Raw genomic sequence first — 16021 nt, 5'->3', positions numbered from 1 at the left:
TCTGTTATAATACGCCGAATAATGCACATGTAAGTGAAGTATTATTCCAAGAAGAATAGTATTAACGTGTTTTTTCGGCTGTTTACTCCGCGTAACTCAATATTACGCACAAGCTTACCCCCACGTTCTGGCTTCCTCGTGGTGTGATAGCAGTCATCATATTTCTGTCTTATGGCAGACCTGCCTAACAAGAGTTTTTAATGCGCTTAACTAAAAAAATAAATGCTCCGGTATTTTATTCATCCTTAATTATCACCTTATCGATCGCAATTTTTTCAGCCTTACGCCCCAAATATACAGGGACAAGCTTTAACCTGATTCAATCTTGGTTGGCGACGAATGTCAGCTGGATTTATGTTTTATCGGTTGCGATATTTCTTATTTTTGTCGTGTTCATTATGGTCAGCCGCTTAGGCGACATTAAATTGGGTCCCGACCATTCGGAACCCGACTACAGCAATATCTCTTGGTTTTCGATGTTATTCTCGGCCGGAATGGGCATTGGCCTGATGTTTTTTGGTGTAGCAGAGCCAGTAATGCACTATTTGTCACCGCCAGTGGGCGATCCTGCTAGCATTGCTGCCGCCAAAGAAGCGATGCGGATTACCTTTTTCCATTGGGGACTGCATGCCTGGGGGATTTATGCGGTAGTGGGGCTATCACTCGCCTACTTCAGCTATCGACATAAGCTGCCTTTATTACCCCGCTCATCTTTATACCCACTGATTGGTGATCGTATTTATGGGCCGATTGGCCATGCCACCGACACCTTTGCAGTGGTCGGGACAATTTTTGGTGTCGCCACCTCTTTGGGATTTGGCGTTCAACAGCTCAACGCTGGTTTAAGTTACTTATTTGATGTTCCACAAAACGAATGGGTACAGCTTGGCCTAATTGTTGTGGTGATTGGTTTGGCTACCGTGTCTGTGGTTTTAGGCTTAGATGGCGGAATTAAGCGCTTATCCAATCTGAATATGTTTTTAGCCTTGTTGCTACTCATTGCCATGTTATTGCTTGGTCCCAGCGAGTTGCTCTTAAAATCATACGTACAAAACACTGGCACCTATATGAGTGAGCTGGTCAGTAGTACCTTTAATTTATACGCTTACGATCGCAAAGAAGACTGGATTGGCGGTTGGACCATGCTGTATTGGGGATGGTGGGTTTCCTGGTCACCTTTTGTTGGGATATTTATTGCACGGGTTTCTCGTGGCCGAACTATTCGTGAATTTATTATTGGCGTGTTGTTTATCCCTTCAGGATTCACTTTCTTGTGGATGACCGTGTTTGGCAATACCGCCATTCATTTGATTGCTGGCGATGCGATGAGCGAATTAGCTTTAGCAGTCAATCACGATGTTGCCACTGCAATATTTGTGTTTTTTGAACAACTTCCTTTCTCGTCTCTGCTATCTGGTATTGCGGTATTGTTAGTGACCACTTTCTTTATCACCTCAGCTGACTCTGGCGCTTTGGTGATTGACACCTTAACTGCAGGCGGCGAAACCAATACCCCATTATGGCAACGAATTTTTTGGACCTTGTTAATTGGCTTTATTGCTGCAGCCTTATTATTTGCAGGCGGCTTAGCAGCCTTGCAAACTTTAACCATCGCTTCGGCGTTTCCGTTTATGTTTGTCTTACTGTGTTTTTGCTATGCCTTGTTAAAAGCACTAAAACACGACTACATGCTACAAAACAGCGTACAAACCCATAATACTTCGGTGCAATTTTCCAAGGCAAATATTTCATGGAAAGACCGCTTAGACTCACTGTTAGTTCACCCCTTAAGGCCCGAAGCACAAGGATTTGTGAGCCAAGTGGTACGCCCGGCATTTATGCAATTGGTCGAACACTTCAGTGCCAATGGGCTAAACGCCAAGTTAATTGAAGATAGTGAGAAAATCCGCTTAACCATTTATAAGGAAGAAGCTGAAAACTTCGCCTATGGGATCCGCTTACGTCACTTTGTGATGCCCAGCTATGCCGACGAAAAGCATAATGACTATTACCGAGCCGAAGTATTTCTATTACAAGGCGGCCAGCAATACGATGTATTTGGTTATACCGAAGACCAAATTATTGTTGATGTGATCAGCCAATACGAACGTCATTTGCACTTCTTATATTTAGCCAGCTCTGAAATATTAGAGGAAGAGGAAAGCCCGATGCAACAAGCAAGTCATGAGCAAATTTAATGATTAGTGATTAGTGGCTAGTGACTAAAAAATAAGGCCAGAGACTTTGCTCTGGCCTTATTTTTCATGGTTTGTCACGACCGTTTATTGCTCCAACCACACTAAGGCAGTTTGTTCATTCTCAAAAATTTGCACTTCACCACTGACAAACCAGCGCCCCACCTTGGATGCCCATTCCAACCATTGCTTCTGACTTAAAATAGCTATTTTATCAAAATCTTGGCCGTATTTAAGACCGAGTCTAAAATCGTCCCAAGCGGCTCTAAGCTCCCAGCCTTCAAGTTCTGTGGCATCAAAAAAAACCCGAACCGGCGCATGCTTCACTTCAACTAAAGCCGCCTCAAGCAACGGAGTCACTTGTTGATAGTCCTGATGAGTCAAGGTGCCACAAGCTTTCATCGACAGCAATAAACGAGTTTCTAAGCGTTCAATTCCGATAGTAATGCCATGTCTGAGAATAGTCATGCCTTGCTCCCATGTAAATAATCCGCTACGGCGTTCCTTACAGTATGGTAGAGATTGAAGCGCTCATCGTGAATTGTCTGGTGATTAATTCAAGCCTTTGATCTAAAACAATTCAACTACATTAACTCAGACCACAATCGCTGCACTTGCGTCATAATATCGGCATAGGGTTGTTGCTCACAACGCGCAAAGCCCGGCAACGCTTTAATTTTCAAACGAGTAAATAAAGGCACATGAATACCCGCCAAAAAACGACAAGCTAAGGTTTGGCTAAATGCCCCATCGGCTTTACTGTGTATATGGTGTTGCAAGCCTTGTAAGTCACTCAATAACTGACTTTGATTAGGCACCATCGGAATTTGTGAATGACTCAAGCGAGCCACCTTTCCTCGACATACACTACAGTGACCACAACGCTGCGGTGCCTGCCGATCATCAAAGTATCCCGCGAGTTGGTAACTCAAACAGCTATCTAACTCAAAAAAACCGACTAACTTGGCAATTCGTTGAATTTCTTTGGTTTCTTTATCACAAAAATAATGATGCAAGTTAGCGGCGAGAGTCGGCTCTGCCAACGCGCTTAAATTGAGTTGATAGACCTCGGTAATCTTTTTAGTTTCTAGCTCTATCAAACCTTGCTCATGTAGGTACTCTAGAGCGGCCACCACCCTTGAGCGTTCCGCACGATAACTTTGATATAAGCTGTCGAAGTTTAAGCTACCCCATATTTTCTTCATTTGGGTATGCTCAAAAATGGCCGCAATAAATTGCTGTCGCTCGCCCTTGAACATCGCCAACAACGCTGCCTTGTCTTGAATAAACTTGTAGCGGAAGTCGGCATAGTAGGCATACAAGGGCTTGATCAGCCCCTGCATCTCCATCTGCACCAGCAGGGTCTTTAGCGGTAACTGGCGAATATTTGCAGCACTCGACAAACGATTTAACTGCAACTCCCACTGTTCACCTTGGCCCTCTTGACGAATGTTTTCCAAAACATATTCAATCGCGTTCAGCTCCGGTGTATCACCATAGACAAAGTTTTCCACGGTGCTTAAACCGTCCAGATTGGCCAGTGTCACACACTGCGATGGCAAGCCATCGCGCCCTGCGCGACCAATTTCCTGGCTATAATTTTCAATCGATTTGGGCAAGTCATAATGCACCACAAAACGGATATTGGCTTTATCAACCCCCATGCCAAAAGCAATGGTGGCCACCACGACTTGCAGCTTATCTTGCATGAAATCGTTTTGCGTTTGCTGACGTTGCTCGCTACTAAAACCCGCATGATAGGCTTGGGCGTTAACCTGATGGGCTCGTAAGTAATTGGCTACTTGCTCGGCGGTATGTTGCAGCGTCACATAAACAATACCCGCGCCCTGTTGTTGACTGATCAGCTGCAACAAAGCCTGATCTTTTGCTTGCGAGGTCACCGCCGTCACCGTTAAATCAAGATTACTACGATAGAAGCCAGTCTGTATAATGGCTTGTTCACTGATCGCAAAACGCCGCGCCATATCTAATTTGACTTGCTTGGTGGCAGTTGCTGTTAACAGCAACACCAAGGGAATATTCAGTTGTTCCCGGTAAGTTGGCAATTTCAAATAGTCGGGTCGAAAGTTATGCCCCCATTCCGAGATACAGTGCGCTTCGTCCACCACTAGCATCGATAAAGGCACCGCTTGAATAAATTGGCGGAAGCGCTCATTTTTAAATCGTTCCACCGAAACCATCAGGATCTTGGTTTGGCCACTGCGCACCTCGCTCATCACTTGCTGATTTTGCGCCGGGCTCAAGCTTGAATCAAGGCTAGCCGCCGCAATACCCTTGGCATGTAAAAACTCTAATTGATCTTTAATTAAGGCCAATAAAGGTGAAACTACCAAAGTTAAATGCGGGAGCTGCAAGGCACTAAACTGATAACACAAAGACTTGCCCGAGCCCGTTGGAAAAATGGCTAGGGTCGATTGGCCCGCCAGCAACTGACGAACCGCCTGTTGTTGGCCTGGGCGAAAGGAATCGAAGCCAAAACTGGCCTGAAGTTGCTGCTCTAGGGAAGCGCTCATGAAAAACCTTATGCGGGGTTAACAAGGGAACGAGAAGACCATTAGTATACCGACTATCTCTTAAGCTGTATGCGCCTTAAGCCTTTAATGAGAAACATCTATACGATAAAACGTTGCTTGTACGTAGTCGTCTGGCTCACCCGACTTATTTTGATTGTATACCCCTGCCTTAAAGTACATATATTGACCGCCTTGATCATAACCACTGTACGACATATCGAGCTGTTGCACGATATCCTCATCGCCCGCTTTTTTCAGCGTAACCGTCAGCAAGTTGCCTCTCACCGCAATGCGGTAAGTAAAACGCTCATTCAGCGCAATCCCGTTTTCCGGTTCCGGGGCTGAGCTAGACTTGCTGCCAATCATTTCAATCCACTGATTTTTTCGACCAATGCGGTCATGTGCAAAATAAATAGAACCTTTTTGATGTTGTGGCAGTTTACGATAATAGAGCCGAATTGGTTCATCGTGGTTGGCATGGATTTGCCCGATCACCACTCGCCCCACCTGACGTTTATCACCCGTAGTCGTGACATGATTAACCGCAAGCTCGGCTTCCATCACCCCGTCAACCGCGCCCGCTAAACGTTGATCTTGCTCCGGTGCTGAAGAAAACACCCAATTATTGCGCGTCACCCCTTGGCTTTTGATCTGCTTATCGCCCGCGCGCAGCATTTCGCGTAACTCCGAACGTGTATAGCTGGTATTCGATGAAGTTTTTGGCCCCTGAACGGGCGAGCGAAATACCAAGCGGTCGGCTTTCACTTCAAAATAAGGTGAATACGCAAAGCCCGCAACCAACTCGCGCTCTTTAATATTATCGGCTCGGCCATTGTGCGTCTCATCAACCGGAATACTTAGCATCCAACGCTGTAGGTCAATAACCGCCTGAGCATTAGAAGCCCAAAACATAAGTAACAGAGTCATATTAAAGACGGAGACTATTTTCAATTAAGTTTTCACCAAACCGGAATTAAGACTTTGCTTAGTCTAACGAAAAAGCGTAGACGATGATTTGACAACGCTCGATTTATCATACAATTCAAGAAAAACACTTTAAACTATACTCGATGCCTTTGGCCTGCGCGCAACAAAAAAACTGGCCATACAGCCGCTATTTTCCGATCAAAGCCTTTACCGCCAAACCGACAAATACGCTAATCGCAACACTTAACAAAGTTCCCAGCATCACGTATTCCGTGAGTTTGCGATCACTGTTCCCGGTTAAATCACCGAAGCGAAAAATCGACTTCGCCGCCACAATAAAGCCGATGGCGGCAAACTGGTTTATCAGTACGCAAGTGAGCACTAAGCTGCGCTCGACCATACCAATTGTCTGACCCGCCGAATCGAGGGTCGGTTGACTCGACGGAACACTGGGGGTCCAGCGTTTTAATAACAATGCCAGCAACCATGAACTGGGTTTAAGAACCAACAGGTAAGCCAGCACCACCAGCAGGCCACCCGCATCGACCAGTTGCAGCAACTTTTGGGTAAAGCCTTCCCAATGGTTGGTTAAATCAACCAATAACACCATTAATACGGCCAAATGAATAATTTGTTGTCCGAATAAATAGGCGGCACTCAAAGGTAAGTAAGCGCCAACTAAAGGAATAATGAGGCTTGCAAAGAACAAGGTGATACAAGCCAGTGCTAACTGTATCGAAACGCCGATAAACAAGCTGGTAATGCCCGCAAATAACAGCGTGATAAATAAAGCGCGTATATACAAGGCTGCAGCGCGTAACTTAGTCTGTTGGATCTGCTCGGGCCAACGTCGAGGACTGAGATAAAATTCAAATACAACATAAGCGCAGCCCACACTAGTGAGCATCAATAGTAAGGGTTCCATTAAAAAATTCTTCCGTAAGTTGCCTAAATAGTTGGCGGTATTCGTCGAGAAGCAAATACTGTGATTGATTCAATAATTTGGTGGCATTGACTCGGGAGCTATTCAAACACTTGGCTAAGGCCGCATGGCTTGGCTCGCTGAGCTGCCAATAAGTGGCTAAGGCGTGGGCTTGTTTGACTGTAAGCTCTTGGATCTGCAAATCAACAAACTTGGTGAGTAAGTCAATCCCACGTAAAAACTGCGGATTGTCGGCAAAAATGGCTAAATACTGGCGCTTTAAGCTATCTAAACCGCGCCCCGATAACACAAAGGCTTGACCACTAGAACGCGACACATATTCATCTAAAGGGTCGATTTGGCCAATCCCGATGCCAATGCGAGCATCAAAACCTTGCCGTTTCGAACCAAAAGATTTTAAGGCTAAGCGGATGGTTAAAGCGCAGTCGATAGCGCAACTAGGCTGATTCACCACCAGTTGGAAAGCATCACCACGGAACATTTCATAACGCGCATCATAACGCTCACAAAGTAAGCTTAAGCTTTGGTTTAAGCACTCAATCAGTTCAGCAAAAATGTCCGCTGGTAAGTCGCTGGAGCCCACAATATCTCCACTTAACACTGCAACATCGGCCATAAACATCCTTTAATTGGAGGGTCCCCTCAATGAATAGTAACTCAAATAGATTACATTGTAAAAAGTAACCTTATTTAGTTACTTTTTGCAATGTAAACGATTTTAAAGCGAGGATCACTGTTACCAAAACTTTGGCAAGTTTGATAGTGATTGCTTGCAAGCTGCTCCAGTGGCGTGTTTTGCCAACCATTAGGGGTTCCCCGGAATTCCCATTCTGCCTGAGCAGAAAGAGAAGCGGTTAACAGCCCCAGTAAAACTACCTTGTTCATGATATTTCCTTAATTCGAATGTATCTGTTAGCCAAGCTCTAATGACTCTTTCGGTCATTTCCAGACTGACCATAATCGACTCTTCTGAAAAAGTGCGCATGAAAACAAACAAACTGAGGCTTCAGTCAAATAAACATCTCCAATTTGTGATTGAAAAGGATTTCATTTTATTGTTATACAAATGGCAGTGTTTATATCCTGAATGGTAAATTCATTGAGGATGATTTTGCTATGATCAACTAGCGGGAGTGATGAAACTTATCGCACCAGCCTGCTAAACAAACAACAGTCTGGGCAATAGAAATCGCTAAGCTCGATATAAATAAAAAGGCCCTAGGCCAGTACGACCTAGGGCAAACTCTTAAAAAATGCTACTTAGTTCCTCTGACATGCTACTCACTTTGAGTACGCAGCATCACGATTCAGCCAAGTTAAAGCATTTAATGAGAGGCTACTCGTTTATAGTTATAAAATCGCTGGCCACAACCCCTTCAGCTAAGGCAAGCGCCCCCGGAGTGGTCTCACTAATCACAATCTCATGATTAACCGAGAAGGTAAGCGGTGCTACATTTGAGACATCTGATGATGGTGAAACATAAACACGATAGGTACCGGGTTCAACAATCCATTGATGATGTTCAGCATCAAAACTAGCCAAAGTCTCCGCCGAGATGTTAAAGCTTAAAGTTTGTGATTCACCCGCATTTAAAAGTTTAGTTTTAGCAAATGCTTTTAGCTCAATAGTTGGTTTTTTCAACTTAACTTCGGGTGCTGAAACATACACCTGAGCCGCTTCTTTTCCTGCCACATTGCCTACATTGCTAATCGTTGCGGTCACGGTGACTTGGCCAGACGCACCATCGGAAGCAAAAGTGTTTACACTGATGCCAGTATCGCTATAACTAAAGTCGGTATACGACAAACCATAACCAAATGGGTAGGCGACACTCTTATCAAACGAGGTGTAGTATCGATAACCAACATAAATGCCCTCGTTATAATACGACTTATCCGCCAGCCCATCGGCATCAACATCGACACCGGGGAAAGTTGTTGCCGATGGTACATCAGCATAAGAAGCAGGTATGGTTTGCGCCAATTTACCACTCGGATTGACCTCACCCGAGATAATATCAGCAACCGCGACCCCAGTTTCTTGCCCCCCCATATAGGCGAGAAGAATGGCATCAACTTTACTTCCCCACTGCGAAGTATCGACTAAGCCGTTAACATTCAGTACCACGGTGACCGTTTTACCCTTGGCGTGGAAGGCACTGGATACTGCGTCAATGATTTCCAATTCTTCATCCGTTAACAGATAGTCTCCTTGAGTATTGGTGCGGTCTTCACCTTCACCCGCCTGACGCCCCAAGGTAATGATTGCTGCATCGTTTGATTCAGCCGCTTCTGCGATCAGCGTTGGTAAGTTTGCGTTATCAGAAACCGAAGGTTCATCGGCAAAAAGATAGCTGCCAAGCAAGGCTTGTTTGCTGTAACTGTTTTCGTTGAAGTAATCCGTATAAAAAGTTTTCAAGTCAGCATTTAAGGTGTAGTACTGTGCCAAACCACTGGCAATATCAACGGTATAAGCCGCATTCACATCGCCGCTACCGGTGCCGCCTTTTAAGGTATTAATTTGCACAGTCCCAAATGAGGCTAAGCTTTTACCTTTACTCAACGGTAAGGCTGAAGCATTATTTTGCAAAAGAATCATCCCTTCTGCAGCCGCTTCTCGCGCAAGCGCCGCGTGACTATTTAAGTCTGGATTGTTTGAATAGTCATACTGTTTATAAGACGGTGTTTTTTGTACTTGGGTTAAAATCGCCACCACACTGGTATCGACTTGTTCCTCTGTTAACACACCCTTTTCAAGCGCAGCTTCTAAATCACCTTTCAAATTACCAGGCTCAATTAAATTATTGCCAGCCGCGATTTGTTTGCCAGCTGAGTCTTCATCCCGTCCAACCATGCCGGAAAAGTCAGTTGAAAATCCTGCAACATTGCCAGCAAACCAATCTGACATGACCAAGCCGGTGTAATCCCATTCGTTGCGTAGAATATCGGTAAGTATATCTGCGCGTTGATTGACATAAGTGCCATTAATCAAATTGTAAGGACTCATGATTGCCCACGGCTTCGATTGCTCAACCGCGATTTTAAAACCTCTTAAGTAAATTTCTCGAAGTGTTCTGGGATCGGCAACTGAATCAAGAAAGAAGCGATTGGTCTCGGCATTATTTGCGAAGAAGTGTTTAAGAGTTGCGCCGATGCCATTAGACTGAAGACCGTTCACCATAGCCGAAGCGATCATCCCCGACAAAACCGGATCTTCAGAGTAATACTCAAAATTTCGACCCGATAAAGGGTTACGTTGAATATTCATGCCGGGACCTAACAGTATATCCACGCCATATTCTAAAACTTCATTCCCTTGAGCCTGGCCTACTTGCTCAACTAGCTCGGTATTCCAGGTGGAAGCAAGTAAGGTCCCGATAGGCCAAGCCGTTGCATAGTAAGTACCACCAAGCCCTTCTCTGGTTGGGGATATACGTAAACCAGCGGGGCCATCGGCTAATTTAACCGCCGGGATACTTAAACTATCACTGCTTACCCCGTTAATATAGCCCGCGACACCGTCTACTTGTTTCTCTTCAGGTAGGTTAATTGGATCGATCCCAGCATAAGTGCTTAAATCCATCCCAGGGCCCGCAACAATATCGAGCTTCTCACTGATGCTCAAATCTTTAAGCATAGATTCTGCGAGTGTTTTATAATAAGTGTCACTGGTTCTGTCTACTGTGACTTCGTCATCATCGTTACACCCAGCAATCATGCCACTCAAAGTAATGGTCACGGCCAATGCAACAAGACCTACTTTGGGTTTTAGCTCTAACATATCCTTCACTCCTTGATCTAATTTTATTAGTTTTTATACGGTAAAATTGCTGGTGACATGAATATGGAAGCGCATCCAAAGAATTTCTCTCAATGACGATATCGCGCATATTTTTTCAACACACAGCTAATCTACAACCATTTGATTCTATAGAGTAAAGACCACCATAAGCTTTACCCAGAGGAGCAAAATTTACCTTTGAGGGGCTAAAACTTTGTTTTAAGAGGTGCTAGGGAAAATTACAATTGGTTACAAATTGTCACATATAGCAAGGAATGATTGACCCGTTTAATTTTGACACTTGATATGTTCCAGATAAAAGCTTACTAGGCGCAGCCAGCAGTGTGCCGTAAAGTGAAGCGAGCAAAGACACTCAAGCCTTTCTTTTAAAAATTGGCAGAGGTTCGCCATGAACCACTCCAATAACTGGGTAATATAAATTTTCGTTAATAAATAAGCGGATAAGGAGTGACCGAAGACACCTCAACAGCGAAACCTTTAAACACAACTTATTTTAAAAGGGATCCGTGTAGCAGCTTAGATTGGTTGTTTAAGGGAGGGGAATTAGTTATCACCATCATTGACACTATAGAGGCGTCAATGATGGTCGAAGCCACCTATTATCCGGCGGCCTGCTTGCTTGAGTTTTGCCAAATAGTATCGAATTGCAGGATCCCTTCGGGAATGTCTATAGCGTCAAGGTATTCAGAATTCAGGACAATCCGACTTTCAATTTTATCTGACGCAACAAGAAGTGATTCAAGCATAGTAATTCTCTCTGGCGGTTCAATCCCAGACATGATGAAATCTTTATCGTGAGCTGACAAACAGCGAACCAAGAACTGCCCTTCCGAGGTGCATGCGGGATTCCTGCGCTTAAGGGCTTGGGCAAGCGGCGCAGGAATATTATCTTCGATCAAAACGCCTACCAACAAAAGTCCCTCCCATCCATCGGCCTGACCAAGAGCCTTGCCTTGAAAAATCGGTTTAAACTCTGAATTGCAGACTTCAATCCAGTCTTTCCATTGCGCAACACACGCTTCAATCTCACTTTTATTGAAGGGCTTTTGTGCTTGGCGGCTTTCGGTTCGCCAATAAAAAAACATCAAGATAATGATAGCCAACAAGGCAATGACAACTGCAATGCCCATACGCATATCCTTTAAGAAGAAAGTTAATCTTAATAACAAAAAATACTATATTTTCTATGAGTATATCGGTGAAATAGTGAGCAAAGAGATCGTTATCTCATCACCCTTTGTTATGACGCATGTAGTAGAATCAAGCGTGATAAGGCACCAATAATAAATTAGTGCAGTAAACTCTCACAGTTTAGTCATTTAGGCTTGGTATACGCTTCATTTCATGCCTGCGCCAACGGTTGCTCTTACAGGTATATCTTTGGGCTCAAAATCATCCAGGCAAAACACATTGATCCCAAGATAATCAGGCGTCACCCGCTTTCGATGAAACGGGTAAATACCGCAGATTTTACAGAAAAAATGTTTCGCGGTATGGCTATGGAATTGATACTCGCTCAACGATGACTCACCGGTAAGTAGAGTAAACTCAGTTTCATGAACCTTCACCATTAAAGCGTTTTTACGTCGACAAATAGAACAATCACAGGTCGTTAGTTCACTAAAGTCACTGTTTATTTTGAACTTAACTGAACCACAGTGGCAACTGCCAATGTATTCCTTCGCTGGTTTCATCACTATCCCTTGATATTTAAGCCATCTACCCTAAATGGATAAATAGCATTACCATTGCACAGCACCGAATTCAACCTCTGTATCGAGTGATGTCGAAAGTTTACGATAACTATCAACCACAACGATCAATACATCAAAGCGCTTACCCAAATAAAGCATTTAGCCAAGACACAATAAATCTATCGTTAACCACAATCACACTTCATCGCTTGGCCGGTAAGGCTCTTCTTGCGGTAAATGGCTCACCAACAACTTAAGATAAAACATCGGTAAAAACCATTCGAGACCTAAGGCTGCGGGTAATACATAGAGCGAAATCAACAAGGCTCCAGAATACAAGGCCATCGCCATAGGCCTTTGCAAATATAAAACGGTCGTTAAAATCAGCCAAGCCGCACCCATCATATAAAGCCCAGCAATACCAATCCAGACAAAATCAAAATCTAAGAAACACCACGAAATCAAACTCAATTGGAGAAAATGCAGCGCAATAAAATTCAGGTGTTGTTTGCGTCCCTGCCCCACTCGGTGATACCAGCGCTTTGCACTAGAAGTAGCATTGGTAATAATTCCACCCATCACATCAAATGCAATCAAGGCCGCCACTATGTTTTGCCACCAAGTCCACTCAGCACCAAGTTGCCAAGCGTTCAGTAAAGCGGCAATTGCAGCAACAGCTGGAATGATGGTTTGCAAGCCCCACTCAGCCCGAGTAGCTCCAGGGCCAATAAATTTATCGATCGCGCCAGCAAGACCGCGGCGAGGTTGGGGATAACGCCAATTAATAAACATCATATAATTCCTTTCGAGCTTATCTGTGAGCCAATATTCAGAGGTCTAAAATCGAAATAAGCAGCAATAGCATGATATACAGCAGTTCATGATCTGGGATTGTACTTAAGCACTTGGCATTTTAGACCAACTGGACTATAAAATATCAGCTTGCGACTGATTTGCCAAAGACTTATAGTCCAAACGGACTATAAAAGGACAGGTTATGCCCAAAATTGTCGATCGCCAGCAGTACCAACAAAAGCTTGCCACGCAAGCTGCACAGCTGTTCTTAAAGCACGGTTACTCACAACTTGGCATGCGCCAACTGGCTCTAGAATTAGGCTTGTCGAAAAGCGCGCTATACCATTACTTTCCTAGTAAAGAGAGTTTATTTTCTGCAAGTCTCGAGGCCATCACTCTGCAAGGCATGCAATTATCGCAGCTCTGCTTAACCGCGCCTTTAACTGAACGAGTTGATGCGCTGCTATCACTGATGCAACAAATTGAACAACGGTTTGCTAATGAAATAGGGTTAGTACTCGACTACATTCGAGGCATGAATAGCCAGCAAGTTCGTGCTGATCAGCATATGCAACTCGCCGAAAAAAAGTACCTTGAACTCATTGCTCAATATGTCGGAGAGCAATCAGCAAAAAAAACCTACCACATTTTGATGGGAGTGATGTTGGGCCGTTTAATGGATGGGCAAACAACCACTTGGGATGAAGCTAAAATTTGGCTGTTAAGTGCGCTCAATACGCCTTAGCACTGCTCCAGTAGATTTAAAAAGTCTGTTCTGTCACAAGTTCAAACGACAGCCATTAATAGAGTCACTTCGGCAATCTCACCGATAGTGCTCTAAACGGATGCTTTGCCTAGACTAAATACTAGTCATAGGGCGAAGCAGCAGCCGAAACAAATCATAATGTCGTGCGAACCCGATTCATATCAAGCGATACAATAAAAACCAAGACTTAATGCTCAGCCCCAATCACAAGGTCATATTCCTCAGGACTCGGTGTTTCAAAGTAACTATCGAACAAACTCACATCCTTTTCTTCTATTTTAAAAGAATGGGGATCAGAGTCCGCATTGCGTAGGCGGTTTCGCGCCAGGCGCTCTTCATCGGTCAGCGAAAAGTAAATCATGCTAACCACCATACCTTGCGCTTCAAAAAAACGCTTCGCTTGTACGCGTGCGGCTCGGCTCCAAAAACCCCAATCGATGTAAACATCGATCCCCAAATTTAATAACTTTAAGGCTAAGTTCTGTTGGTAAGCACAACAACTATCATAGCTATCGTCAATTTGCTCTCGAGTTGGCTCTGGGCCAAAAATACTAAGATGTAACTCGTCTAACGACAACAAAATAGCCCTCCCTTGCTGAACCTGTTTTCTGGCATAGGTGGTCTTGCCACTCGCAACTTTTCCGCATAACAGGTAAACCCGCCCCACTTGCTTCATTAAGTTTTCTCCTAAATTCGTTTCGAGACCGAGAATCATGGCTTGCAATTTAAAGGACGAAGAATAACTCTTTAGTCTCGCAAGAGAGACTAAATCTTCCCCCCTATACTTGTAAAGCACTCTCCTTTTGGCGATGGAAAGCGAATCATAAACTGCAACAAACAAATGAGGCGCTCCTTCACCACGGAACGGATTAAACAAGGACCCATTTTTAATGGTGGCACGCCGGAATCAGCTTAGCTTGCGATGCGACAAAATGTCTTGAATATGCTCTTCGAGCCAATCCGCCAAACCCACCACATGCACCGCAACTTCGGCACCCAAGGGCGTTAAACTATACTCCACATGAGGTGGTACAACCTGAAAATCAGTACGCTGTACAAAACCATCTTGTTCCAGCATTTTTAAGGTTTGTGCCAACATTTTTTCACTCACCCCCTGGATAAGACGGCGTAACTCACTAAATCGATAAGCTGGTCCTTGGTTCAGTTTAAGGGCTATCAGCACCAAGCCGCCCCACCGATTGGTGATATGTTTTAAGACTTCGCGTGAGGGGCATTGAGCAGAAAAAACATCACCACGGGTGAAACGCTCTGAAAACCCTACTTTTGGCTGCTGGCCATATTCTTCATCCACTCTTTTCATACTTACCTTTTGGTGCGTACTTACTATATGTTAGCGAGTCGTTTATTCTACGCCTCAACGCGAGAAAATTAATAGGAGAAAATATGATTTTAATTACAGGTGCCACTGGTCAACTTGGACGTTTAGTAATTGACGCTCTATTAAAAAGAACCGATGCCAGTCAAATTGTTGCTGCCGTGCGCAACCTTGACAACGCAAAAGACTTCGCTGAAAAAGGGATCCAGCTCCGACTTGCTGACTACGATCAACCAGAAACACTGAACACAGCATTTAAAGGTATCACTAAGTTATTATTGATTTCTTCAAGTGATATGCAGAATCGACAATCTCAGCATCACAATGTCATTACCGCCGCCAAACTTGCGGGCATCCCTTTTATTGCCTATACCAGCCTATTAAACGCGGATAGCTCCCCCTTAGCACTGGCAGCAGATCATATTGCAACGGAAAAACTATTAGCAGAATCAGGGATCCCTCACGCCCTATTGCGCAACGGCTGGTATACCGAAAACTACACAATGAATATTCCTATGGCCCTAACCCACGGTGTGATATGTGGTAGTTCAGCTGACGGTAAATATTCAACCGCTCCCCGCCTCGATTATGCAGAAGCCGCAGCGGTAGTGCTCACCAGCGATAAACAAGCAGGTAAGGTTTACGAATTAGCCGGCGATAAAGCATTTACACTTAGTGAATACGCGGCAGCAGTTAGCAAAGCAGCTGGCCAAGTCATTGCTTATAAAGATATGCCAGAAGCAGAGTTTGCTCAGTTATTACTTGGCGCGGGCTTACCAGAAGGATTTGCCACTCTTTTGGCTAATTCAGAGGTTGGTGCAGCCAAAGGTGGACTCTATAGTGAAAGCCGCGACCTGTCACGCCTCATTGGTCGTCCAACCATTGCCCTTGAAGATACCATCAAAGCCACGCTTGAAGGCATTTGATGACAAATGGTCTGCGTCCACGATAACATTGTAAATGGGGTAAACTTCGGCGTTCTCGCTCAAGTTTGCCCTCAGCGATGAGTCGAAATTCTAGTACAAATAT

General features: G+C 44.4%; 15 protein-coding genes. 3 read left to right on the top strand and 12 right to left on the bottom strand.

What is annotated here, in order from left to right; all coding sequences use genetic code 11:
* The first annotated feature begins 200 nt into the window (after nucleotides 1-200).
* Nucleotides 201-2198, top strand: a complete 1998-nt coding sequence (locus ACRRS0_RS06510) for a BCCT family transporter (RefSeq protein ID WP_432454005.1) — start codon at nucleotides 201-203, stop codon at nucleotides 2196-2198.
* Between the two features lie 84 nt (nucleotides 2199-2282).
* On the opposite strand, the gene ACRRS0_RS06505 is transcribed toward ACRRS0_RS06510, so the two are convergent.
* From ACRRS0_RS06505 to ACRRS0_RS06460, 10 genes are all read right to left on the bottom strand, one after another.
* Nucleotides 2283-2663: an STAS/SEC14 domain-containing protein gene (locus tag ACRRS0_RS06505; protein WP_432454006.1), complete on the bottom strand. Its 381-nt coding sequence runs from the start codon at nucleotides 2661-2663 to the stop codon at nucleotides 2283-2285.
* Nucleotides 2664-2779: 116 nt separating this feature from the next.
* Nucleotides 2780-4729, bottom strand: a complete 1950-nt coding sequence (locus tag ACRRS0_RS06500; RefSeq protein ID WP_432454007.1) for a RecQ family ATP-dependent DNA helicase — start codon at nucleotides 4727-4729, stop codon at nucleotides 2780-2782.
* An 84-nt stretch (nucleotides 4730-4813) separates the two neighbouring features.
* On the bottom strand, nucleotides 4814-5641 hold the full coding sequence (locus tag ACRRS0_RS06495; protein WP_432454008.1) for a polysaccharide lyase family 7 protein: 828 nt from the start codon (nucleotides 5639-5641) through the stop codon (nucleotides 4814-4816).
* A gap of 202 nt (nucleotides 5642-5843) precedes the next feature.
* Nucleotides 5844-6581, bottom strand: a complete 738-nt coding sequence (locus ACRRS0_RS06490; protein WP_432454009.1) for a DUF3307 domain-containing protein — start codon at nucleotides 6579-6581, stop codon at nucleotides 5844-5846.
* Entirely contained in the window at nucleotides 6553-7215 is a 663-nt protein-coding gene (locus ACRRS0_RS06485) for a hypothetical protein (RefSeq protein ID WP_432454010.1), read from the bottom strand. The genes ACRRS0_RS06490 and ACRRS0_RS06485 overlap by 29 nt, the downstream gene beginning before the upstream one ends.
* 74 nt (nucleotides 7216-7289) lie before the next feature.
* Nucleotides 7290-7484, bottom strand: coding sequence for a hypothetical protein (locus tag ACRRS0_RS06480; protein ID WP_432454011.1), 195 nt, complete (start codon nucleotides 7482-7484; stop codon nucleotides 7290-7292).
* Between the two features lie 451 nt (nucleotides 7485-7935).
* Nucleotides 7936-10380 carry a beta-glucosidase gene (locus ACRRS0_RS06475; protein WP_432454012.1) on the bottom strand — a complete coding sequence of 815 codons (2445 nt, stop codon included), beginning with the start codon at nucleotides 10378-10380 and terminating at the stop codon, nucleotides 7936-7938.
* Nucleotides 10381-11000: 620 nt separating this feature from the next.
* Nucleotides 11001-11531 (bottom strand): hypothetical protein, encoded by a 531-nt coding sequence (locus ACRRS0_RS06470; RefSeq protein ID WP_432454013.1) that lies wholly within the window; start codon nucleotides 11529-11531, stop codon nucleotides 11001-11003.
* A gap of 207 nt (nucleotides 11532-11738) precedes the next feature.
* Nucleotides 11739-12095 carry a GFA family protein gene (locus ACRRS0_RS06465; protein WP_432454014.1) on the bottom strand — a complete coding sequence of 119 codons (357 nt, stop codon included), beginning with the start codon at nucleotides 12093-12095 and terminating at the stop codon, nucleotides 11739-11741.
* Between the two features lie 195 nt (nucleotides 12096-12290).
* Complete coding sequence (locus ACRRS0_RS06460; RefSeq protein WP_432454015.1) at nucleotides 12291-12890, bottom strand: hypothetical protein; 600 nt, start codon at nucleotides 12888-12890, stop codon at nucleotides 12291-12293.
* A gap of 202 nt (nucleotides 12891-13092) precedes the next feature.
* On the opposite strand from ACRRS0_RS06460, the gene ACRRS0_RS06455 reads away from it, so the two are divergent.
* Nucleotides 13093-13635 (top strand): TetR/AcrR family transcriptional regulator, encoded by a 543-nt coding sequence (locus ACRRS0_RS06455; protein WP_432454016.1) that lies wholly within the window; start codon nucleotides 13093-13095, stop codon nucleotides 13633-13635.
* Between the two features lie 208 nt (nucleotides 13636-13843).
* On the opposite strand, the gene ACRRS0_RS06450 is transcribed toward ACRRS0_RS06455, so the two are convergent.
* Complete coding sequence (locus tag ACRRS0_RS06450; protein WP_432454017.1) at nucleotides 13844-14332, bottom strand: AAA family ATPase; 489 nt, start codon at nucleotides 14330-14332, stop codon at nucleotides 13844-13846.
* A gap of 231 nt (nucleotides 14333-14563) precedes the next feature.
* On the bottom strand, nucleotides 14564-14977 hold the full coding sequence (locus tag ACRRS0_RS06445) for a winged helix-turn-helix transcriptional regulator (RefSeq protein ID WP_432454018.1): 414 nt from the start codon (nucleotides 14975-14977) through the stop codon (nucleotides 14564-14566).
* Nucleotides 14978-15060: 83 nt separating this feature from the next.
* Between ACRRS0_RS06445 and ACRRS0_RS06440 the strand changes: the two genes are divergently transcribed.
* On the top strand, nucleotides 15061-15918 hold the full coding sequence (locus tag ACRRS0_RS06440) for an SDR family oxidoreductase (RefSeq protein WP_432454019.1): 858 nt from the start codon (nucleotides 15061-15063) through the stop codon (nucleotides 15916-15918).
* Nucleotides 15919-16021 lie beyond the last annotated feature (103 nt).

The sequence above is a fragment of the Agarivorans sp. QJM3NY_29 genome (assembly GCF_050870835.2).
Lineage (GTDB): Bacteria > Pseudomonadota > Gammaproteobacteria > Enterobacterales > Celerinatantimonadaceae > Agarivorans.
The sequence above is the reverse complement of the archived record's forward strand: the minus strand, read 5'-3'. Positions and strand labels throughout refer to the sequence as shown.

What these genes read in the sequence shown, in the direction of transcription:
- ACRRS0_RS06485 (WP_432454010.1), bottom strand. Translation starts at nt 7,215, where the DNA reads ATGGCCGATGTTGCAGTGTTAAGTGGAGATATTGTGGGCTCCAGCGAC.
- ACRRS0_RS06500 (WP_432454007.1), bottom strand. Translation starts at nt 4,729, where the DNA reads ATGAGCGCTTCCCTAGAGCAGCAACTTCAGGCCAGTTTTGGCTTCGAT.
- ACRRS0_RS06460 (WP_432454015.1), bottom strand. Translation starts at nt 12,890, where the DNA reads ATGATGTTTATTAATTGGCGTTATCCCCAACCTCGCCGCGGTCTTGCT.
- ACRRS0_RS06490 (WP_432454009.1), bottom strand. Translation starts at nt 6,581, where the DNA reads ATGGAACCCTTACTATTGATGCTCACTAGTGTGGGCTGCGCTTATGTT.
- ACRRS0_RS06455 (WP_432454016.1), top strand. Translation starts at nt 13,093, where the DNA reads ATGCCCAAAATTGTCGATCGCCAGCAGTACCAACAAAAGCTTGCCACG.
- ACRRS0_RS06505 (WP_432454006.1), bottom strand. Translation starts at nt 2,663, where the DNA reads ATGACTATTCTCAGACATGGCATTACTATCGGAATTGAACGCTTAGAA.
- ACRRS0_RS06470 (WP_432454013.1), bottom strand. Translation starts at nt 11,531, where the DNA reads ATGGGCATTGCAGTTGTCATTGCCTTGTTGGCTATCATTATCTTGATG.
- ACRRS0_RS06450 (WP_432454017.1), bottom strand. Translation starts at nt 14,332, where the DNA reads ATGAAGCAAGTGGGGCGGGTTTACCTGTTATGCGGAAAAGTTGCGAGT.
- ACRRS0_RS06445 (WP_432454018.1), bottom strand. Translation starts at nt 14,977, where the DNA reads ATGAAAAGAGTGGATGAAGAATATGGCCAGCAGCCAAAAGTAGGGTTT.
- ACRRS0_RS06440 (WP_432454019.1), top strand. Translation starts at nt 15,061, where the DNA reads ATGATTTTAATTACAGGTGCCACTGGTCAACTTGGACGTTTAGTAATT.
- ACRRS0_RS06480 (WP_432454011.1), bottom strand. Translation starts at nt 7,484, where the DNA reads ATGAACAAGGTAGTTTTACTGGGGCTGTTAACCGCTTCTCTTTCTGCT.
- ACRRS0_RS06465 (WP_432454014.1), bottom strand. Translation starts at nt 12,095, where the DNA reads ATGAAACCAGCGAAGGAATACATTGGCAGTTGCCACTGTGGTTCAGTT.
- ACRRS0_RS06495 (WP_432454008.1), bottom strand. Translation starts at nt 5,641, where the DNA reads ATGTTTTGGGCTTCTAATGCTCAGGCGGTTATTGACCTACAGCGTTGG.
- ACRRS0_RS06475 (WP_432454012.1), bottom strand. Translation starts at nt 10,380, where the DNA reads ATGTTAGAGCTAAAACCCAAAGTAGGTCTTGTTGCATTGGCCGTGACC.
- ACRRS0_RS06510 (WP_432454005.1), top strand. Translation starts at nt 201, where the DNA reads ATGCGCTTAACTAAAAAAATAAATGCTCCGGTATTTTATTCATCCTTA.